Consider the following 20,766-nt stretch of genomic DNA (forward strand, 5'->3'; position numbering starts at 1 on the left):
TCAGCAACCGGCGCACTATACAAAAAAATCAATGACCTGTGCGCCGGCTGGCCTAAATATCGCCAGATTACGAATGCTGACGCACGTCCCCCTTGCGCTTCACATGCTCCCTCACATTGTCCATTACATCGCCGCTTACGCCTTCTGCCCGCTACCGGTCAATCGTCACGCACGGCATTCAGGTGGAGCGAGATTCGACGGCAACGTCGCCGCTTCAGCCGGCCCCGGCCCAGCGCCCGGTGCGGGCAACGATGACGCGCTCTTGCCGCTGGCGAAACACTCCCATGTCAGCGTGCCCGGCTGCAACGTCCCTTTGGCCAGCCCGACCCGCGCAGTGGGCGCGTCAGCGTTGTCAGGCACCGAAGGCACGAGCACGATCGTGTTCGATCCCGCTGCCGCGACGCGCGTCGTGAAGGCCACGGTGATCTGGCCGTTGTCGTCGTCGACGTGGATCGACTCAACGTTGCGCGTGGCCGGCGGCGACGCATAACCACCGCCAAACGCGCTGCCGCTGGCGGCGTTCTCGGCGACCGCGAGACGCGCCGATGCAGCCAGCGATAATCCCTCGCCCACCCGGCTGCGCGCCAGATAGTCCTGATACGCGGGAATCGCATACGCGGCAATCACACCGACGATCGCCAGCACGATCATCAGTTCGATCAGCGTGAAGCCGAAATGGCCCCACCGTGCGTATTGTCCGCATGCGCGAGCGAGCTGGACAGGCCAGCACCTGAAACGCATCGACGCACGCGCCTCAGGCTGGCGCAATGACGACAACGATAAAGAGGGCAATACAGAACAAGGTAAAGACACGATCATCAGCGGGCTCCTGAAACGAAAAGCGCCTGCTTCAGCATTGAGGCAGGCGCTTCGATCGTAGCCAGAGGCGATCGCGCTACACAGTCGGCCGGATGGCCAACGTTACGGCATCAATGCGCACCAGGCGGCGCCTGCGCGGCTTCGCGGCGTTCGTTGCGGCGCTTCACCGCATAGCCAACGATCACGACGAACAACGCGCCCGCGATGCTCATGCCGTACTCGGCGGCTGGCATGTCAAGCACGGGCCAGCGATCGCCGGCCGGATCGTTGATGATGAGCCCGCCTGCGATCCATCCAAGCAGCGCGGCGCCCAGCGTGATGACGATCGGGAACCGGTCGAGCAGTTTCAGCACCAGCTGGCTGCCCCACACGATCAGCGGAATGCTGACGATGAGGCCGAAGATCACCAGCGCAATGCGATGCTCCGGGTCGGCCGCTTCGGCGGCACCGGCAATCGCGATCACGTTGTCGAGGCTCATCACGGCGTCGGCGACGATGATGGTCTTGATCGCTGCGACCAGCTTGTCGGCCGGCTTGACGTTGGCGTGCGCGTCGTGCGCGGGCGCCAGCAGGCGCACGCCGATCCACAGCAGCAGCAATCCGCCCGCGAACTTCAGCAGCGGCACATCGAGCAGCACCACCGCGAATGCGATCAGCGCCACGCGCAGTATGATCGCGCCCGCCGTGCCCCACAGCACACCTCGCGTACGCTGTGCAGGAGGCAGATTGCGACAGGCAAGCGCGATCACGACCGCGTTGTCGCCACCCAGCAGGATGTCGATCACGATGATCTGGATGACGGCGCCCCAGTGGAGCGTGGCGAAGAACTCGAGCATGGCAAGGAGAATAGAAGGAAGCGAAACAGAAAGCCAAACGGAAAACAAAGCGCGAAGACAAATAAAAAAGCGAGGAAGCAGATGCTCCCTCGCTTTAAAACTTCGCTCTCACGAAAGGGATTCGTAAGAGTATCAAAATTCCGCGACGACCGGGGCCGCCAATGTAATTTCGATTACAGCATCGCCTTCAGAAGACGCGCCATTTCCGACGGGTTCTTCGTGACCTTGATGCCGCATGCGTCCATGATTTCCAGCTTCGCTTCGGCCGTATCCGCACCGCCCGAGATCAGCGCGCCGGCGTGGCCCATGCGCTTGCCCGGAGGCGCCGTGACGCCAGCGATAAAGCCAACCACCGGCTTCTTCATGTTGTCCTTGATCCAGTGCGCCGCGTTCGCTTCGTCCGGACCACCGATCTCGCCGATCATGATGACGGCGTCCGTTTCCGGATCGTCGTTGAACATCTTCATCACGTCGATGTGCTTCAGACCGTTGATCGGGTCGCCGCCGATACCGACTGCCGACGATTGACCGAGGCCGATCGCGGTCAACTGGCCGACTGCTTCATACGTCAGCGTGCCCGAACGCGACACGACGCCGATGCGGCCCTTGCGGTGGATGTGACCCGGCATGATGCCGATCTTCAGTTCGTCCGGCGTGATCGTGCCCGGGCAGTTCGGTCCGAGGAGCAGCGTCTTGCGATTTTCGCGACGCATACGGTCCTTGATCTCGATCATGTCGCGGACGGGGATGCCTTCCGTGATGCAGATCGCGAGATCGAGGTCGGCCTCGACGGCTTCCCAGATCGCGGCAGCAGCGCCTGCCGGCGGAACGTAGATGACCGACACGGTCGCGCCCGTTTCAGCCTTGGCTTCAGCGACGCTTGCGTAGATCGGAATGCCTTCGAAGTCTTCGCCGGCTTTCTTCGGGTTCACACCCGCGACGTACGCTTCGCGGCCGTTTGCGTATTCACGGCAGGCGCGCGTGTGGAACTGGCCAGTCTTGCCGGTAATGCCCTGCGTGATGACCTTGGTGTCTTTGTTGATCAGAATCGACATGTATTGACCTCTGTTCGTCTGGCGCCGCAAGCGCGTGGGCGAGATATTCTTCGCCCGCGTCGCGTGAGCGCCGCCATTCGTAATCCGTGGTGAGCGCCGGGCTGGCTTACGCCTTGCCTTGAGCGGCCGCGACGACCTTCTGCGCAGCTTCTTCCATGCTGTCCGCCGCGATGATCGGCAGGCCGGACTCGGCGAGCATCTTCTTGCCGAGGTCTTCGTTCGTGCCCTTCATGCGGACCACGAGCGGCACCTTCAGCGAGACAGCCTTCGAGGCCGCGATCACGCCTTCTGCGATCACGTCGCAGCGCATGATGCCGCCGAAGATGTTCACGAGAATCGCCGTCAGGTTCGGGTTCTTCAGCATGATCTTGAACGCTTCCGTGACCTTCTCGGTCGTGGCGCCACCGCCCACGTCCAGGAAGTTCGCCGGTTCGCCGCCGAACAGCTTGATGGTGTCCATCGTTGCCATTGCGAGGCCAGCGCCGTTCACGAGGCAGCCGATGTTGCCGTCGAGCGAGATGTACGCGAGGTCGAACTTCGACGCCTCGACCTCAGCCGGATCTTCTTCGTCCAGATCACGATACGCGACGATTTCCGGATGACGGAACAGTGCGTTTGAATCGAAGTTGAACTTGGCGTCGAGCGCGATGACCTTGCCGTCGCCGGTCAGGATCAGCGGGTTGATTTCGGCGAGCGATGCGTCCGTTTCCCAGAATGCCTTGTACAGACCTTGCAGGATCGCGCGCGCTTGCGGCAGCGAAGCGGCGGGCACGCCGATCTTCGTCGCGAGGTCGTCTGCTTCAGCGTCCTTCAGGCCCGTCGACGGATCGACTGCAACCTTGTGGATCAGCTCAGGCGTCTTTTCCGCGACTTCTTCGACGTCCATGCCGCCTTCGCTCGATGCCATCACAACGATCTTCTGCGAAACGCGATCGATCACGAGGCCGACATACAGTTCCTTCTTGATGTCAGCGCCTTCTTCGATCAGCAGACGATTCACCTTCTGGCCTTCCGGACCGGTCTGGTGCGTGACGAGCTGCATGCCGAGGATCTGGTTCGAGTACTCACGAACCTGTTCCAGCGACTTCGCGACCTTCACGCCGCCGCCCTTGCCACGGCCACCCGCATGGATCTGAGCCTTCACGACCCAAACCGGGCCGCCGAGCTCTTCTGCGGCCTTGACCGCGTCATCCACCGAGAAGACCGGCTTGCCGCGCGGTACCGCGACGCCGAATTTCCGCAGGATTTCCTTACCCTGGTACTCGTGAATCTTCATGCGTGATTCCCTTCAGTCTGAGAGTTGGATTGAACTTCGTTTCCGCTTTTATCGCTGGTGCGGGACGCGCCGCTCACGCGGGTTGTCCGGTCGGCTGTACCTTCCGCGCGCTCCGCTGCCCGGGGCGCACGGCCGTACCAGCGCGGATAAAACTGTTGCACCGCTTCACCGTCGAATCGCAGCGTGTGGCAGCGACCGAGCTGGAAAGGCGGTTTGTCGGTTGATTCCCCTGCCGGCTCGTCGGCCCGTTTGTCTGACTGTTCGTCAGACTTTTCATCGGCCGCAGCATGCTTATCGCCGGCGTCCGCGTTTCCGGAGTCTGCTTTCTCGCCTGGCGCGCCCTTGTCGATATTCCAGACATCGCCTGCGAACGCCTGAATGGCGGCCGTGGGCAGGACCGCACACAACTCGGTGAGGTGCGTGCAGCCAGCGGTGCCACCCAGCAAACGGTTGGCATCGCGACGGAAGTTGTTGAACAGGTTGAGCCCGATAAGGGCCCGATAGGCGGGACTGGCGGTTTGACAGATGCCTGGATAGGGCACCCAGTCGGACGACGCTTCGGCGTCGACGACGTTGAGCTTGCGATCGATCGTAATGCGGAGCCAAAGTTCATGGATCGGCAGACCGTTGGGCCGGACGCCCGACGCAAGCACCACATCGCGCGGCTTTTCGTCGGTGAGGCATGCCTCGATGTCCCACAGCCCATCCTCGCGCTCATAGGCTTCCGCTCGTATTGCGCGACGATGGCGCAACTGACGGGAGGCTGGCGGGGAAAGCGGCATGCGAGAGGTAAGGCCGGATTGGGAAACCAGTGGATTTTAGCATACTGGGTATTTGAAACTATCCGGATACGGCAGCCCCGCCCGGCAAGGCCTGGCGGGCGATTTACGGCTATTCGCCGCCTTCGGCCCAGTCTTCGGCGATGCCCTTCAGGATCTTGCCGATCGTCGCACCCGAAAAGCCGCGCGCGGCCAGAAAACGCGCCTGCCTTGCGCGTTCAGCTGGCGTTTCTGGAACCTGCCCGAATTTCTTGCGCCACACGGCCTGGGCGCGGACAAGTTCGGTTTCGCGTAACTGGGCACTGGCTTCTTCGACCAGCGTCTGGCCGACGGCGTGCTGCTTCAGTTCATTCACGATGCGGCTTGCGCCCATGCGCGATGCGCGCCGGTGAATCAGGCTTTCGGCGAAACGCGAGTCGGAGAGCCAGCCTTCGGTTTCCAGCACATCGAGTAGCTGCTCGAGGCTGTCGGATTCTTCGGCGAAAGGTGTCAGCTTGCGCGCGAGTTCGGCACGGCTGTATTCGCGACGCGACAGATAGCCAAGTGCACGGCCTTTCAGCGAGCGTGCGGGACGTTTTGAGTTGGCGTCGCGGTCTTTGCCTGCGGGCGGTGGATCGCCGGGCGCGCGACGCGAGCGGGTGTAGGTGGGCTCTGCAGGTGCTTCGGGTTCTTGATCGCCTGTGGCACTTGCAGTATTTGCAGCACTTGTGACGCCGGCGCCGCGAGAAGACGCCGATGCGGACGCCGATGCAAACGCAGTCGACGAACGACGCCCTGCAGCCCGATCATGCGCATCAAACGACTCGAACGGATCGAACGAGTCACCTTCATGCGGGCCGTCCGCATCATGTCCTGCACGATCCACAGACCGTGATTCAGGCTGTGGCTCAGGCGGTGATGCAGGCCGGCCCTTACGTATCACGCGACGATTACTCTTCTTCGCCCGCGATTTCGGCGCTGACCACGGCTACGTCTGCCATCGCGTTCACGCCAAGCGATTCGCGGATGCGGTTTTCGATTTCGCGCGCGATGTCCGGATTCTCACGCAGGAATTCGCGTGCGTTGTCCTTGCCCTGACCAATGCGCTCGCCGTTGTAGCTGTACCACGCGCCCGCCTTGTCGACGATCTTCGCCTGCACGCCAAGGTCGATGACTTCACCCTGACGCGAAATACCTTCGCCGTACAGAATGTCGAAGATCGCTTCGCGGAACGGAGGCGCTACCTTGTTCTTGACGACCTTCACGCGCGTTTCGTTGCCGATCACTTCGTCGTTCTTCTTGATCGAACCGATACGGCGAATGTCCAGACGCACCGACGCGTAGAACTTGAGTGCGTTACCGCCCGTCGTGGTTTCCGGGTTGCCGAACATCACGCCGATCTTCATCCGGATCTGGTTGATGAAGATCACGAGGCAGTTCGTACGCTTGATCGTGCCGGTGAGCTTGCGCAGCGCCTGTGACATCAGACGTGCCTGCAGACCCGGCAGCGAGTCGCCCATTTCGCCTTCGATTTCAGCCTTCGGCACGAGTGCCGCGACCGAGTCGATCACGATCATGTCGATCGAGCCCGAGCGCACCAGCGCATCGGCAATTTCGAGCGCCTGTTCGCCGGTATCCGGTTGCGAAACCAGCAGATCGGACACGTTCACGCCCAGCTTGCCCGCGTATTGAATATCGAGCGCGTGTTCTGCGTCGATAAACGCTGCCGTGCCGCCGAGCTTCTGCATTTCAGCGACGACCTGCAGCGTCAGCGTGGTTTTACCCGACGATTCCGGACCGTAGATTTCGACGACGCGACCACGCGGCAGACCACCGACGCCCAATGCGATGTCGAGGCCGAGCGATCCGGTGGAGACCACCTGGATATCTTCGACCGCCTCGCCCGCGCCGAGCCGCATGACCGACCCCTTGCCGAACTGCTTTTCGATCTGCGCGAGCGCGGCAGCCAGCGCCTTGCTCTTTTCAGCAGTCAGTCCAGCCGGGCCTTTCTTGCTTTCTTCCATGAATCGTCCTTTGCTATGATGAACGGCGTCTGACGCAGGGTTGCGGTCCGTTTTTGCGGACGGCGCTCTAAACGCAGACACTGTATAAAAAAACAGTGGTTTTGGCAAGCTCGTTTCGCATTCATTTCAACGCATGCGCGACGGGCGGTGCAAAGCCACCACGATTGTTTCGGAGACCGCCGCGCGCCGGGCGACACCACGACGCGGGCAATGCCAGAGCCTCAACGCCTCATGCGAATTCTCATTGCCGAAGACGACAGCATACTCGCGGACGGCCTTGTCCGATCACTCCGCCAATCGGCCTATGCCGTCGATCACGTGAAGAACGGCGTCGAAGCCGATACCGCGCTTTCGATGCAGACTTTCGACCTCCTGATCCTCGATCTCGGCCTGCCGCGCATGTCCGGTCTCGAGGTGCTGCGGCGTTTGCGGGCACGTAATTCGAACCTGCCGGTGCTGATCCTGACCGCTGCGGACAGCGTCGACGAACGCGTGAAGGGTCTCGACCTCGGCGCGGACGACTACATGGCCAAACCCTTCGCGCTCAACGAACTCGAGGCGCGCGTACGGGCGCTCACCCGTCGTGGCGCCGGCGGCGGTCCGACCGTCGTGAAGCACGGTTCGCTGTCGTTCGATCAGGTCGGGCGTATCGCGTACGTCAACGACCAGGTGATCGATCTGTCGGCGCGGGAACTGGGTCTGCTGGAAGTATTGCTGCAGCGGATCGGACGGCTGGTGTCGAAGGAGCAGCTCGTCGATCACCTGTGCGAATGGGGCGAGGAAGTCAGCAATAACGCGATCGAAGTCTACGTGCACCGGCTGCGCAAGAAGATCGAGCCGAGCGGCGTGCGCATCATCACCGTGCGTGGCCTCGGTTACTGCCTCGAAAAGGCCGCGCCAGCACCGGCAGCCGGAGCGACCACTACCGCCACGACTGCTTCAACCACCGCACCCGCTGCGCCCGCTCCCGGCGCGATGCCTGCGAGCCACCACTTCAAGTAGGACCGCGCATGCCCGCTCGCGCCGAGCACACCGCCGCGCCTGGCCTGGAGCAGGCCGCGCCGCCCATCGCGAGCCTCGACGACGAAGCCCGCGACGCCCGTTACGCCAACCCGTTCGCGCCGCCTGACGAAAGCGAAGCCGCCGCGGAGGCGCGTCCGCGCTCGCTGTTCGGCGAAATCCTCGACTGGATGCTCGCGCCGCTTCTGCTGTTGTGGCCGATGAGTCTCGCGGTGACGTACCTTGTCGCCAAATCGATCGCGAACGGCCCGTTCGACCGCGCGCTCGAAACCGACGCCTACGTGCTCGCGCGGCAGATTCACCCGGTGAACGGCGTCGCCGAGCTGTCGCTGCCTGATTCGACGCGCGATTTCCTGCGCGCGGACAACATCGATAGCGTGTTCTATCAGGTGCTCGGCACGCGTGGCGAACTGGTGGGCGGCGACCGCGACATGCCGTTGCCGCATGAGGAAGACCGGCCGCAGCCGGGCATCGTCGAGTTTCGCGATGACGTGCTGCGCGGCAACGACATCCGCGTCGCGTACACGACGGTCGAGTTTCCGCAGATGCCGGGCGCACAGCCGGTGCTGCTGCAGGTGGCCGAAACGCTCGACAAGCGCAGCCAGCTTGCCAACGACATCATCAAAGGCGTGATCCTGCCGCAGTTCGTGATCCTGCCTCTGGCCATCCTGCTGGTGTGGTTCGGGCTGTCGCGCGGGCTCGCGCCGCTTCACGCGCTGCAGTCGAACATCCGCGCGCGGCGCCCGGACGATCTGTCGCCGCTCGAAGCCCGGCGCGCGCCGCCGGAAATCGAGCCGCTCGTGACGTCGTTCAACGATCTGCTGACGCGCCTCGAACAGAACATGGAGCTGCAAAAGCGCTTTATCGCGGACGCCGCGCATCAGATGAAGACGCCGCTCGCCGGTCTGCGCACGCAGGCGGAACTGGCGCTGCGGCAGGATGCGTCGGCGGAAGTGCATCGCTCGCTCGAGCAGATCGCGACCAGTTCCGAACATGCGGCGAGGCTCGTCACGCAGCTGCTGGCGCTGGCGCGCGCCGAAAACCGGATGTCCGGGCAGATCTTCACGCCGGTCGAGATCACGGAAGTCGCGCGCAACGCGGTGCGTGACTGGATTCAGGCCGCCCTCGCCCGGCAGATGGATCTGGGCTACGAAGGCCCGGAAGGGCTCAACGAGCCGGACGGGCGCATCGAGGTGGACGGCAATCTGGTGATGCTGCGTGAAATGCTGTCGAATCTGATCGACAACGCGATCCGCTACACGCCCGAAGGCGGACGCATCACGGTGCGCGTGAAGCCGGAACCTGCCGCGCGACTCGTGCATCTCGAAGTCGAAGACACGGGACTCGGCATTCCCGCCGCCGAGCGCGATCGCGTGATCGAGCGTTTCTACCGGATTCTCGGCCGCGAGGGCGACGGCAGCGGACTGGGTCTTGCGATCGTCCGCGAGATCGCGACGATGCACGGCGGCACGCTGACGATCGGGGACAACGTCTATCAGGCGTCGCCGCGGCTTGCCGGAACGCTCGTCCGTGTCAGTTTGAGGATGCTGGAACGTGCCGGGACTTACCCTAACTGACGGCTTTCCAGCAAACTCGATGGCACGCAGGCGCACGTACTTACACACTTTTCAGCGAAATTTGACACCGCGTTAGAAGACGAAGCGCACATTTACGCAAACAACATGTCACCCTCAATATCAGGATAAGCGTCAGTACGCCGTAAGTTTTAGCTCCAATAATCGGCTCACGGGACCGCCTTGCCGGCGGGCCCGCATGCTTATATCAATATTGGAGACGACATATGGCAACCGTTGGCGGGCAAATCTCGCACGCGCCGATGACGAACGAGGAGAAGCGGGTGATCTTCGCCTCGTCGCTCGGCACCGTTTTCGAATGGTACGACTTCTATCTGGCCGGCTCGCTGGCGGCATTCATCAGCAAGAGCTTCTTCTCCGGCGTCAACCCAACCGCAGGCTTCATCTTCACGCTGCTTGGCTTCGCGGCGGGCTTCGCCGTGCGGCCGTTCGGCGCGATCGTGTTCGGCCGGCTGGGCGACATGGTCGGCCGCAAGTACACGTTCCTCATCACAATCGTGATCATGGGTCTGTCGACGTGCGTGGTCGGTTTCCTGCCGGGCTACGCGTCGATCGGCTTCATCTCGCCCGTGCTGTTCATCGCGATGCGCCTGCTGCAGGGCCTCGCGCTCGGCGGCGAGTACGGCGGTGCGGCGACTTACGTCGCGGAACACGCGCCGGCCAACCGTCGCGGCTTCTACACCGCGTGGATCCAGACGACGGCCACGCTCGGCCTGTTCCTCTCGCTGCTCGTGATTCTCGGCGTGCGCACGACGATGGGCGAAGACGCATTCGGCGACTGGGGCTGGCGCATTCCGTTCGTCGCTTCGATCGTGCTGCTCGGAGTCTCGGTGTGGATTCGCCTGCAACTGCATGAATCGCCGGCATTCGAGCGCATCAAGGCTGAAGGCAAAACGTCGAAGGCGCCGCTGACCGAAGCATTCGGTCAATGGAAGAACCTGAAGATCGTGATCCTCGCGCTGGTCGGCCTGACGGCCGGTCAGGCTGTCGTGTGGTACACGGGTCAGTTCTACACGCTCTTCTTCCTGACGCAGACGCTGAAGGTCGATGGCACGAGCGCGAACATCCTGATCGCGCTGGCACTCCTGATCGGCACGCCGTTCTTCGTGTTCTTCGGCTCGCTGTCAGACCGGATCGGCCGCAAGCCGATCATCATGGCCGGCTGCCTGATCGCGGCGATCACGTACTTCCCGCTGTTCCATGCGCTGACGCACTACGCGAACCCGGCGCTGGAAGCCGCGCAGCAGAAGTCGCCGATCGTCGTGGTCGCGAACCCGGATGAGTGCTCGTTCCAGTTCAACCCGGTCGGCACGGCGAAGTTCACGAGCTCGTGCGATATCGCGAAGAGCGCGCTGTCGAAGGCGGGCTTGAACTACGACAACGTCGCCGCTCCGGCAGGCACGCTGGCGGAAATCAAGGTCGGCGACACGATCATCAACACCTATGACGGCAAGGCCGCCGACGCGAAGGAACAGGGCAAGACGTTCGACAAGACGCTCGGTTCCGCGCTGAAGACGGCCGGTTACCCGCCGAAGGCCGATCCGTCGCAGATCAACTGGCCGATGACGGTCGTGATCCTGACGATCCTCGTGATCTACGTGACGATGGTGTACGGACCGATCGCGGCCATGCTGGTGGAAATGTTCCCGACGCGGATCCGCTATACGTCGATGTCGCTGCCGTATCACATCGGCAATGGCTGGTTCGGCGGCTTCCTGCCGGCGACCGCCTTCGCGATCGTCGCGGCGAAGGGCAATATTTATTCGGGGCTGTGGTATCCGATCGTGATCGCGATGGCGACGTTCGTGATCGGCATGCTGTTCGTGAAGGAGACCAAGGACTCGAACATCTACGCCAGAGATTGACGGCGTGGCTGTGGCGCCCTCTGCTGCATCCGGTTAAGGGCGTTCCTGGATAGAGAGTCAGCAAATGTGACGCGCGGGGGTTGACAGCCCCCGCCGTCATCCGCATAATCTCGCTTCTTTCGGCGAATTAGCTCAGTTGGTTAGAGCGACGGAATCATAATCCGCAGGTCCGGGGTTCGAGTCCCTGATTCGCCACCAGTTGCAAGAAAAAGCCGCTGTTCCGCAAGGAACAGCGGCTTTTTTGTATTCGCTCTCCAGCGGAGGGCGGCGGGGGGGTGGCGAGCCGGGCGCGAGACAGGGCTACTTCACCTTCGGCGTCGCAAGCGGCTGCGACAGCTCAAAGCATGCAAACTGCGCTTCTGACGTCCTCGTCTTCGGTTCGACCTGATGCTGCTCGACGCACTTGAACGCGCCCTGCTCCCGCTGCAGGTAAAACGTCTGCGTCGAGTTCGCCTCGCCGTGCCGCTCGTCGATCACCGACACAATCCTGTAGCCGTCCTGCACGAGTGTGAACAGCGTTACCTGACTGGCCTGCCACTGGCTGTCAGGCACAGGCTCGGCATAAGCAGCCAGCGAAGCCATCGCGAGGGGGAACATGAGTGTAAGCGCGGCAAAACGGGCTGACATGAACAATTTTCTCCTTTGCACGGTTGATTGAACGCATCGACATCTAACGGCAACGTCAGCGTCGCAACCCAGGCATCCGACCTTAGCACGCCGCGCGCACAGGCTTATCCTTCAATACGCCCACGCGTCACACCGAGCAAACCCGCCATCGCCTGCCGCGCCGCTTCGGCATCGCGATCGCGGATCGCCTCGAACACCGCCGTATGTTCCGCCAGCGACGCGTTGTACACGCCTGCCCGCTTCGCATTCAGCCGCAGTTGCGCCTCGAGCGTGCGTTCGATCAGCGTCCCAAGCGGGATCAGCAACTCATTGCTGCATGCCGTGAGCACGTTCAGATGGAATCGCAGATCCGCGCGCACCCATTCGTCGACATTGCGCGCCGCCACCATCGCCGCATGCGCGGCGTCCAGCGCGGCAAACGTATCGTCGCTCCACGACGACGCGGCAAGCGCGGCCGCATACGGCTCGATCATCTCGCGCATTTCCTGCAGCTTGAGAGCGAATGTCATCGGCGGCGCGACGCGCGAATACCAGTCGAGTACGTCCGCATCCAGCAGATTCCACGCGCTTTTCGGACGTACCCGCGTGCCTACCCGCGGCCGCGACTCGATCAGACCTTTCGACGTCAGCGTCCTGAGCGCCTCGCGCAGCACCGTGCGGCTAACGCCGAACGACTCCATCAGCTCCGCTTCGCGCGGCAGGATGGAGTCGGGCGCGTAGTCGCCGCGCAGGATGGCGGTCGCAAGCAGATGGGCGACGCGCCCGTGCAGATCATGCTGAATGACGGTTCTCCGCTACGCCTTCCGGCGTTATTTATTGTTGGAACGACCGCGATTATCCAGCATCGGCCTGACAGAACGTCCGGGCGGTATAGACCGGACGGCCAGAACAGCTGGACGATGCCCACGTCAATAGTACTATTAATACTACTTAACCGCGATTCTGTTGTAGGATGTGCTCCCCGGATCCACGATTCCACCGTTCCACGATTTGGCCCGCAGCGGCAGTCAGGAGACTCTCAGCATGAAAATCATCAAACTCGAAACCTTCATCGTCCCGCCGCGCTGGTGCTTCCTGAAGATCACGACGGACGAAGGCATCGTCGGCTGGGGCGAGCCGGTTGTCGAAGGTCGCGCGCATACGGTGGCAGCGGCGGTCGATGAACTGTCGGATTATCTGATCGGCAAGGATCCGCTGCTGATCGAAGACCACTGGCAGGTGATGTATCGCGCCGGCTTCTATCGCGGCGGCCCGATCACGATGAGCGCGATCGCCGGCGTCGACCAGGCGCTGTGGGACATCAAGGGCAAGCATCATGGCGTGCCGGTACACGCGCTGCTCGGCGGCCAGGTGCGCGACCGCATCAAGGTGTATTCGTGGATCGGCGGCGACCGTCCGAGCGACGTCGCGAACAACGCGCGCGCCGTCGTCGATCGCGGCTTCAAGGCCGTCAAGATGAACGGCTCGGAAGAACTGCAGATCATCGATACGTTCGACAAGGTTCAGGGCGTCATCAACAACGTCGCTGCCGTGCGTGAAGCGGTCGGTCCGGACATTGGCATCGGCGTCGACTTCCACGGCCGCGTGCACAAGCCGATGGCGAAGGTGCTGGCGAAGGAACTCGATCCGTACAAGCTGCTGTTCATCGAGGAGCCGGTGCTGTCGGAAAACGCCGAGGCGTTGCGCGACATCGTCAATCAGACGAACACGCCGATCGCACTGGGCGAGCGTCTGTACTCGCGCTGGGATTTCAAGCACATCCTGTCAGGCGGTTACGTCGACATCATCCAGCCGGACGCGTCGCACGCCGGCGGTATTACCGAGTGCCGCAAGATCGCGTCGATGGCCGAAGCCTATGACGTCGCGCTCGCATTGCACTGCCCGCTCGGCCCGATCGCGCTGGCCACCTGCCTGCAGATCGACGCGGTGAGCTACAACGCGTTCATCCAGGAACAGAGCCTTGGCATTCACTACAACCAGGGCAACGACCTGCTCGACTACATCAAGAATCCGGAGGTCTTCAAATATGAAGACGGCTTCGTGTCGATTCCGCAAGGCCCGGGCCTTGGCATTGAAGTGAACGAAGAGAAGGTCCGCGAGATGGCGAAGGTCGGTCACCGCTGGCGCAATCCGGTGTGGCGCCACGCAGACGGCAGCGTCGCGGAGTGGTAAGCGCATGACCGTCTGAATGCTTGAATGCATGAGCAGAAACGCCGCCTTCGGGCGGCGTTTTTTTCGCGTGAAGCTGGCAGCGTTTCACCTACGTAACGTTCCACCCCATATTCGCTGAAGAGGGACCGCGCGCGCCATCGCACAGGTTGCGCTCCGGTTCGCTTAAGCCTTGCTGCGCAACGCTTTACGCCCGATGCGCTGCGTTCCACCCGGCTTCTGGCTTGCTCCTTGCTGAACTGCATGGAAAGGACACCAACCAGAGGCAGACATGGGCGAATTTCTTCCCGACTATCTGATCCGCGAACAGGCTGCAGTGGGCGCGCTCGTCGTATTCGCGGTGTCGCGGATCATCTTTGCGGCCGTCGCGTGTGATCGCGGCTGGCGCATCTCGATCGTCGAAAGATGTTTCATTGCTGCAGCAGTGCTGTACTGCGTGCCGCAACTGTTCGATCTGCTCACGCATGCGTACGGCACGCGCGTCGCGGCGGCTGAACTCGAAGGCAAGGTTGCGGGCGCCGCGATCGCGCTGTTCTTCGCGCCGATTCTCGGCCACAAGCTGGGCTACGAGTAGCCGGTCACGCTCTATAAGCAATGCGGGTGCTCGCGCAGCACGCATTCGCCGCTTAACGGGCACCCTGCAGCAGCCCTGGTAACGGATAGCCCGCTCCTCGCCGGGCGACCCTGTGTTTGCGCCACACAGGTTCCTGTGCGGCGCCTCTTTGCGTGTCTTTCTGCCGGCGAGCCGGCAGCGGGGAATTCGATCAGCCGGATCAGTCCAGTGCAGCGAAGCCCGGAATGCTGTGCGACAGCACGGCAGCCGCGACGAACACGCCGAGCATCGCAAGCGCTTCCAGATAAATCACGTTGTTGAACGTGTGTGTATCCATGGTCGACGCGGTACGACGCAGACGCGGCAGCGCCGAAAAACGGTTGAGCCCGCCGAGGACGAGCGCAAGCGCGACCAGCGCAAGCTTGAGCGTCAACACGTGACCCCACGTGCTGAACTCGATGGCTTCGAGCGAACCGCCCGAACCGCGCGCCGCGTTGAACGCGCCCGTCAGCAGCACGAACACAACGGCCATGAGCGACACGCCCGACACCTGTCCGGCCGTGCGGATCAGCACACCACGCGCTGTCGACGTATCCAGCGCCGGCAGCACCGCGAGTCCCGCCGACAGCGTGAGGCCGCCCCACACGCTGGTGACGAGCACATGCAGCGTGTGCATGCCGATCGCGGCCGAAGCAATTCCGGCATCCGCCGCATGACCCAGCGCCGCCTTGCCTGCCGCGACCGCGATCACCGCAAGCCACAGCAGCGCATTGCGCAACGTGCCGTGATGACTCGCAAGCGACGTGAACATCAGCACGACCGCCCCGCCGAACGCGAGACTCCACGCGAAGCCGACATGCGTCTGCGTGAGGACGGAAGGGACGACGCCGAGCGCCTCAGGGAGTCCGACACCGCTCATCGTGGCGCTCTGATACACGAGCCAGCCGAGATCGGCGAGCACCAGGACGACAGCGCCCATCACCAGCGATCGTTGCGCACGCAACAGTGCCGGACGCGCCGGCGCGACGGTCTGCACGCCATCTTTGGCGAGCCACGCGGCCAGCAACGCCGACCCTACGGCAAACGCAAACGCGATATTCATGAGCGCGGCCATCGCGACCTGCCCGATCCACAGTCCATCGATGCTCATTGCGCGGCGCCCACGTTATCAGCGCGAACGACGGTATCCGGCGCGGCTTCGTGCGAAACGGATGATGTCACAGCATGCGGGGGCGGACAGGCAAGATCAGTTGGCTTCATGAATGGAATCAGGAAATAGAACGAAACAGATAGATGGCGAAAAGCAGGCCAGGCGGCGGGCGCATAGGCTGGCAAGACCCGCGAGTGTACGCTTCGATGCCCTCGACGCGCGACGGTTCCACATATCCTGCGGATCCCTGCGATGCGGGCCGACCGCGTTGTGCGGCAAACTGTCGCATCGATGGATACACCCGGAACTCACGTCAATGAGTCAAATAGTCACCATCAATCATCGATGATAGAATGCTGCGTCGCCGCAGCGCCGGCTGGCTTCCACACCGAGCCGCTCGAAGTTCGGTCAGGTCCCCGATTTTGATGGAGTTACGCGTGTCTTCAAGACGCATTTTCCGCCCATTGCTCGCCGTTCTGTTGATCGGCAGTGCAGGCGTCTTCAGCGCAGCGAATGCGCAGACCCAGCCCAAAGCCCCGGACACGATGGAGTCACGCGTGCAGGGCTGTACGGCGTGTCACGGCTCCCATGGTCAGGGCACCGATAACGACTACTTCCCGCGCCTCGCTGGCAAACCGGCTGACTATCTGTTCAACCAGTTGCAGAATTTCCGCGAAGGCCGTCGCAAGTACCCGCCGATGAACTACCTCGTCACGTATCTCTCGGACGACTACCTCCATCAGATCGCAACGTACTTCTCGCAGCAGCGTCCGCCGTACCCGACGCCCGCGAAGCCGACGGTGTCGGCCTCGACGCTCTCGCGCGGCCAGCAGATCGTGCTGAACGGCGATGCATCGAAGCAGATTCCGGCCTGCGCGGCCTGCCACGGCAAGGGCCTGACAGGCATGGAACCGGCAATCCCGGGTCTGGTCGGCCTGCATGCTGATTACATCAGCGCGCAGCTCGGCGCATGGCGCTCGGGTTCGCGTCACGCGGTCGAGCCTGACTGCATGCACACGATCGCCACGCGCCTCACCGACGATGATGTGAACGCCGTCGCGGCATGGCTTTCCACGCAACCGGCTCCGCATAACCCTGTGCCGGCCCCTGCCCGTTCGATGAAGACTCCGCTTGCCTGCGGCAGCGAACCGCAATAAGGCACCGGGAGAGATATACAAATGAAACGCAAGTCCCTGTTCGCACTTTCGGCTGTTGTCGTCGTCGCAGCCGCTGCGCTTGTTCCGGTCCTGTGGTCCGGCGGCGACAACCTGCATAACGGCTCGGCCGTCGCGGCAACGCCCGCCGACCAGGCCGCGCTGATCAAGAAGGGCGAGTACCTCGCCCGCGCCGGCGACTGTATCGCGTGCCACACGGTGCGCGGCGGCAAGGAATTCGCCGGCGGCCTGCCGATGGCGACGCCGTTCGGCACGATGTTCACGCCGAACATCACGCCGGATGATCAATACGGCATCGGCAAGTGGACGCAGGACGACTTCTACCGCGCGATGCATACGGGCCGTTCGAAGGACGGCAGTCTGCTGTATCCGGGCTTCCCGTTCACGAGCTACACGAAGGTCACGCGCGCCGACTCGGACGCGATCTACGCGTACCTGCGTTCGGTCACGCCGGTCAACGTGGCGAGCCGTCCGCACGAACTGAAGTTCCCGTTCAACAACCGCAACCTGCTGATCGGCTGGCGCACGCTGTTCTTCCGTGAAGGCGAGTACAAGGCGGACCCGACCAAGTCAGTCGAATGGAACCGGGGCGCGTACCTGATTGAAGGCCTTGGCCACTGCGGCATGTGCCACACGTCGATCAACGCGATGGGTGGCCCGGTGAATTCGGCGGCGTTCGCAGGCGGCCTGATTCCGCTGCAGAACTGGTATGCACCGTCGCTGACGTCGAACAAGGAAGCCGGCCTCGGCGACTGGGAAACGAAGGACATCGCCGATCTGCTGAAGACCGGTGTGTCGAACCGTGGCGCGGTGTTTGGTCCGATGGCTGAAGTGGTTCACAACAGCCTGCAGTACATGTCGGATGACGATATCCACGCGATGTCGACGTATCTGAAGACGATTCCGCAGAAGAGCGAAGCGCCGGAAGGCCTGCAGCTCGAAACGTCGGAAAAGTTCGGCGGCGAACTGTTGAAGCAAGGTCAGAAGATCTACGCTGACAACTGCGCGAAGTGTCACGAAGCGAATGGTCTCGGCCAGCCGTCTAACTTCCCGCCGCTCGCAAACAACCAGTCGATCCAGATGCCGTCGGCTGTGAACCCGATTCGCATGGTGCTGAACGGTGGTTATCCGCCGAGCACGGATGGCAATCCAAAGCCGTATGGCATGCCGCCGTTCGCACAGTCGCTGTCGAATCAGGAAGTGGCCGCAGTTGTGACGTACATCCGTATGTCGTGGGGCAACCACGGTACGCCGGTGTCGCCGCAACAGGTTAGCGATCTGCGTTCGGCGCCGCTCGATTAAGCGACGCCGGGTGCACCCGGGGCGCGGCCAGCGGATTTCGCGGGCTGCGCCCTTTGTTTTTTGCTGAATTCTGCTTTCGAGGATCAACTGCCGGTCACGCGTGTAGCACGAAGCGCCTGAAGGCAGGCAGGAGAGAGTACCGTGCATTTCGGTGAGCGATTCAACAGCATTACCCACCTCGTCGGCGCCGCGCTGTCGGTGGCGGGGCTCGCGACGCTCGTCACGATGGGCGCGCTTGACGGCGATGCGTACAAGGTCGTCAGTTTCGCCGTCTACGGTGCAATGCTGTTCGTGCTGTATGCTATCTCCACGCTTTATCACAGTGTTCGCCATCCGCGTCTGAAGGCGATCCTGCAGAAATGCGACCATTCGGCGATCTATCTGCTGATCGCCGGCAGTTACACGCCGTTCACGCTGGTTACGCTGCGTGGTCCGTGGGGCTGGTCGCTGTTCGGTGTGAGCTGGGGGCTCGCAGCCCTCGGTATTACGCAGGAACTCACGCTCGGGCGACGCACCCGCAGCGTTTCGATGGTGCTGTATGTCCTGATGGGATGGCTCGCGCTCGTTGCCATTCGTCCGCTGGTGGAAGCATTGCCGCCAGCAGGCACCGCATGGCTCGTGGCCGGCGGCGTCATCTACAGCGTCGGCATCTACTTCTTCATCAACGACGAGCGCATCCGGCATGGACATGGCATCTGGCACCTGTTCGTGCTGGCCGGCAGTCTGTGTCAATTCGTCAGTGTCGCGCGCTACGTCGCATGACATTCCACGGCGGCGAAATGCAACTTAACGCCAGTCGACGTGTCTTGATAGCGCGTTGATGCATTCGGTACGCCAGCGAGCGTGCCGCCGATTTCCCGGCGATCAGCTTCAGGCGCAGGCCTCAGCTTTGGCTTTCAATCGCGCCTTTCCGGCTGCGAACAAGCGGGTCGCCACATCTGCATTTGCAAAGAGTTTCTATGTCTTTTGATTCCCTCGGCTTGTCCGAACCGCTGGTCCGTGCTGTTCACGAACTGGGCTACACCTCCCCTACTCCAATCCAGACGCAGGCGATTCCTGCAGTCCTCAATGGCGGCGACCTGCTCGCCGGCGCACAGACCGGCACGGGTAAGACCGCCGGCTTTACGCTGCCGATCCTGCAGCGTCTGACGACGATGCTGCCGGTCAACAACGCGTCGGGCAAGCGCGCCGTGCGCGCGCTGATTCTTACACCGACGCGCGAACTCGCCGCACAGGTCGAAGAAAGCGTGCGTCAGTACGGCAAGTACCTGAAGCTGAAGTCGACCGTGATGTTCGGCGGCGTCGGCATCAATCCGCAGATCGACGCGCTGCGACGCGGCGTCGATATCGTTGTGGCGACGCCGGGCCGTCTTCTCGATCACATGCAGCAGAAGACGATCGATCTGTCGCAGCTCGATATCCTCGTGCTTGACGAAGCCGACCGCATGCTCGACATGGGCTTCATTCACGACATCAAGCGCGTGCTCGCGAAGCTGCCGCCGAAGCGCCAGAACCTGCTGTTCTCCGCCACGTTCTCCGACGAGATCAAGACGCTCGCCGACAACCTGCTCGACTCCCCCGCGCTGATCGAAGTCGCACGCCGCAATACGACGGCGGAGACAGTGGCGCAGAAGATTCACCCAGTCGATCGCGACAAGAAGCGCGAACTGCTGACGCATCTGATCCGCCAGCACAACTGGTTCCAGGTGCTGGTGTTCACGCGCACGAAGCACGGCGCGAACCGCCTCGCCGAACAGCTGACGAAGGACGGCATCAGCGCGCTCGCGATTCACGGCAACAAGAGCCAGTCGGCGCGTACGCGCGCGCTGGCCGAGTTCAAGGACGCGACGCTGCAGGTACTCGTCGCGACCGATATCGCCGCGCGGGGTATCGACATCGACCAGCTGCCGCACGTGGTCAACTTCGATCTGCCGAACGTGCCGGAAGACTACGTTCACCGCATCGGCCGTACGGGTCGTGCGGGCGCGACGGGTGAAGCCATCTCGCTGGTTTGCGTCGACGAACTGCAGTTGCTGAAGGACATCGAGAAGCTGATCAAGCGTCCGGTGCCGCAGGAAGTCATCGCTGGTTTCGAGCCGGATCCGACTGCAAAGCCTGAGCCGATCCTGCGACGTGGGCAAGGTGGCGGCGGTAATGGTGGTCGTCAGCCGCGTCAATCGCAAGGCGGCGCACCGAAGCGCGACGGCGGATCATCGTCAGGCAAGCCGGCGCAGCCGCGCTCGAACTCGCGTGGCGGTGCATCGCAACAGCCACAGCAGGCGAAGCCGCAAGGCGCGAAGCCGTTGAGCAACGGTCCGGCCCAGGTGCGCAAGGACAATCCGCGACACGAGACGACACGTCATCACGACAAGCCGCGTGCAGCCGCGCATGAAGGCGGCAACGGAAACACGCATGCACCGCGCAAGCCGCAGCAGGCTGGCGGCGGCAATCCGGGCGCACTGCTCGGCGGCGGCAAGCCGCGTGGCGCGCATCCGGCGCGCAATGGTGGCCAGCGCGGCCGCTAGGCTTGCTGGATTTATCG

General features: G+C 62.7%; 19 protein-coding genes and 1 tRNA gene. 10 read left to right on the plus strand and 10 right to left on the minus strand.

The annotated features are described in order from the left end of the window. Window positions 1–165: 165 nt before the first annotated feature. The 7 genes from P3T16_RS14485 to recA all read right to left on the minus strand — a co-directional run bounded on the left by P3T16_RS14485 (window position 166) and on the right by recA (window position 6,768). The gene (locus P3T16_RS14485) at window positions 166–741 is read right to left on the minus strand and encodes a pilin (RefSeq protein ID WP_429342798.1); all 576 of its coding nucleotides are present in this window, start codon (window positions 739–741) and stop codon (window positions 166–168) included. 188 nt (window positions 742–929) lie between these two features. Continuing rightward, window positions 930–1,655 carry a TerC family protein gene (locus P3T16_RS14490; protein WP_429254708.1) on the minus strand — a complete coding sequence of 242 codons (726 nt, stop codon included), beginning with the start codon at window positions 1,653–1,655 and terminating at the stop codon, window positions 930–932. A gap of 173 nt (window positions 1,656–1,828) precedes the next feature. Continuing rightward, the gene (sucD, locus tag P3T16_RS14495; RefSeq protein WP_429254709.1) at window positions 1,829–2,710 is read right to left on the minus strand and encodes a succinate--CoA ligase subunit alpha; all 882 of its coding nucleotides are present in this window, start codon (window positions 2,708–2,710) and stop codon (window positions 1,829–1,831) included. A gap of 106 nt (window positions 2,711–2,816) precedes the next feature. Continuing rightward, a complete protein-coding gene (gene sucC / locus P3T16_RS14500) occupies window positions 2,817–3,986 on the minus strand; it encodes an ADP-forming succinate--CoA ligase subunit beta (protein ID WP_429254710.1) in 1,170 nt (389 codons plus the stop codon). Further along, window positions 3,983–4,768 carry a DUF2889 domain-containing protein gene (locus P3T16_RS14505; protein ID WP_429342799.1) on the minus strand — a complete coding sequence of 262 codons (786 nt, stop codon included), beginning with the start codon at window positions 4,766–4,768 and terminating at the stop codon, window positions 3,983–3,985. The genes sucC and P3T16_RS14505 overlap by 4 nt, the downstream gene beginning before the upstream one ends. Window positions 4,769–4,877: 109 nt before the next feature. Further along, entirely contained in the window at window positions 4,878–5,687 is an 810-nt protein-coding gene (gene recX, locus P3T16_RS14510) for a recombination regulator RecX (RefSeq protein WP_429342800.1), read from the minus strand. A gap of 7 nt (window positions 5,688–5,694) precedes the next feature. Continuing rightward, window positions 5,695–6,768, minus strand: a complete 1,074-nt coding sequence (gene recA / locus P3T16_RS14515; protein WP_429254713.1) for a recombinase RecA — start codon at window positions 6,766–6,768, stop codon at window positions 5,695–5,697. Window positions 6,769–6,999: 231 nt separating this feature from the next. On the opposite strand from recA, the gene P3T16_RS14520 reads away from it, so the two are divergent. From P3T16_RS14520 to P3T16_RS14535, 4 genes are all read left to right on the plus strand, one after another. After that, a complete protein-coding gene (locus tag P3T16_RS14520; protein WP_429254714.1) occupies window positions 7,000–7,770 on the plus strand; it encodes a response regulator in 771 nt (256 codons plus the stop codon). An 8-nt stretch (window positions 7,771–7,778) separates the two neighbouring features. Then, window positions 7,779–9,365, plus strand: a complete 1,587-nt coding sequence (locus P3T16_RS14525; RefSeq protein ID WP_429342801.1) for a sensor histidine kinase N-terminal domain-containing protein — start codon at window positions 7,779–7,781, stop codon at window positions 9,363–9,365. A 224-nt stretch (window positions 9,366–9,589) separates the two neighbouring features. After that, entirely contained in the window at window positions 9,590–11,248 is a 1,659-nt protein-coding gene (locus P3T16_RS14530; RefSeq protein ID WP_429342802.1) for an MFS transporter, read from the plus strand. 121 nt (window positions 11,249–11,369) lie between these two features. Further along, window positions 11,370–11,446 (plus strand) — tRNA-Met (locus P3T16_RS14535). Between the two features lie 102 nt (window positions 11,447–11,548). On the opposite strand, the gene P3T16_RS14540 is transcribed toward P3T16_RS14535, so the two are convergent. Both P3T16_RS14540 and P3T16_RS14545 read right to left on the minus strand, forming a co-directional pair. After that, window positions 11,549–11,875 carry a hypothetical protein gene (locus tag P3T16_RS14540; protein WP_429342803.1) on the minus strand — a complete coding sequence of 109 codons (327 nt, stop codon included), beginning with the start codon at window positions 11,873–11,875 and terminating at the stop codon, window positions 11,549–11,551. Between the two features lie 104 nt (window positions 11,876–11,979). After that, the gene (locus P3T16_RS14545) at window positions 11,980–12,657 is read right to left on the minus strand and encodes a FadR/GntR family transcriptional regulator (RefSeq protein WP_429342858.1); all 678 of its coding nucleotides are present in this window, start codon (window positions 12,655–12,657) and stop codon (window positions 11,980–11,982) included. Between the two features lie 241 nt (window positions 12,658–12,898). On the opposite strand from P3T16_RS14545, the gene dgoD reads away from it, so the two are divergent. Both dgoD and P3T16_RS14555 read left to right on the plus strand, forming a co-directional pair. Next, window positions 12,899–14,047 carry a galactonate dehydratase gene (gene dgoD / locus P3T16_RS14550; RefSeq protein WP_429342804.1) on the plus strand — a complete coding sequence of 383 codons (1,149 nt, stop codon included), beginning with the start codon at window positions 12,899–12,901 and terminating at the stop codon, window positions 14,045–14,047. Between the two features lie 268 nt (window positions 14,048–14,315). Beyond that, window positions 14,316–14,618, plus strand: a complete 303-nt coding sequence (locus P3T16_RS14555; protein ID WP_429254719.1) for a hypothetical protein — start codon at window positions 14,316–14,318, stop codon at window positions 14,616–14,618. Between the two features lie 199 nt (window positions 14,619–14,817). On the opposite strand, the gene P3T16_RS14560 is transcribed toward P3T16_RS14555, so the two are convergent. Next, complete coding sequence (locus tag P3T16_RS14560; RefSeq protein ID WP_429342805.1) at window positions 14,818–15,747, minus strand: CopD family protein; 930 nt, start codon at window positions 15,745–15,747, stop codon at window positions 14,818–14,820. A gap of 425 nt (window positions 15,748–16,172) precedes the next feature. Between P3T16_RS14560 and P3T16_RS14565 the strand changes: the two genes are divergently transcribed. The 4 genes from P3T16_RS14565 to P3T16_RS14580 all read left to right on the plus strand — a co-directional run bounded on the left by P3T16_RS14565 (window position 16,173) and on the right by P3T16_RS14580 (window position 20,749). After that, window positions 16,173–16,904: a c-type cytochrome gene (locus P3T16_RS14565; RefSeq protein WP_429254721.1), complete on the plus strand. Its 732-nt coding sequence runs from the start codon at window positions 16,173–16,175 to the stop codon at window positions 16,902–16,904. A 21-nt stretch (window positions 16,905–16,925) separates the two neighbouring features. Continuing rightward, window positions 16,926–18,224, plus strand: coding sequence for a c-type cytochrome (locus P3T16_RS14570; protein ID WP_429254722.1), 1,299 nt, complete (start codon window positions 16,926–16,928; stop codon window positions 18,222–18,224). 141 nt (window positions 18,225–18,365) lie between these two features. Beyond that, window positions 18,366–18,986 carry a PAQR family membrane homeostasis protein TrhA gene (gene trhA, locus P3T16_RS14575; protein WP_429254723.1) on the plus strand — a complete coding sequence of 207 codons (621 nt, stop codon included), beginning with the start codon at window positions 18,366–18,368 and terminating at the stop codon, window positions 18,984–18,986. Window positions 18,987–19,183: 197 nt separating this feature from the next. Continuing rightward, the gene (locus P3T16_RS14580; protein ID WP_429342806.1) at window positions 19,184–20,749 is read left to right on the plus strand and encodes a DEAD/DEAH box helicase; all 1,566 of its coding nucleotides are present in this window, start codon (window positions 19,184–19,186) and stop codon (window positions 20,747–20,749) included. The last annotated feature ends 17 nt before the right edge of the window (window positions 20,750–20,766 follow it).

This window comes from Paraburkholderia sp. GAS42 (assembly GCF_050436565.1).
GTDB lineage: Bacteria > Pseudomonadota > Gammaproteobacteria > Burkholderiales > Burkholderiaceae > Paraburkholderia.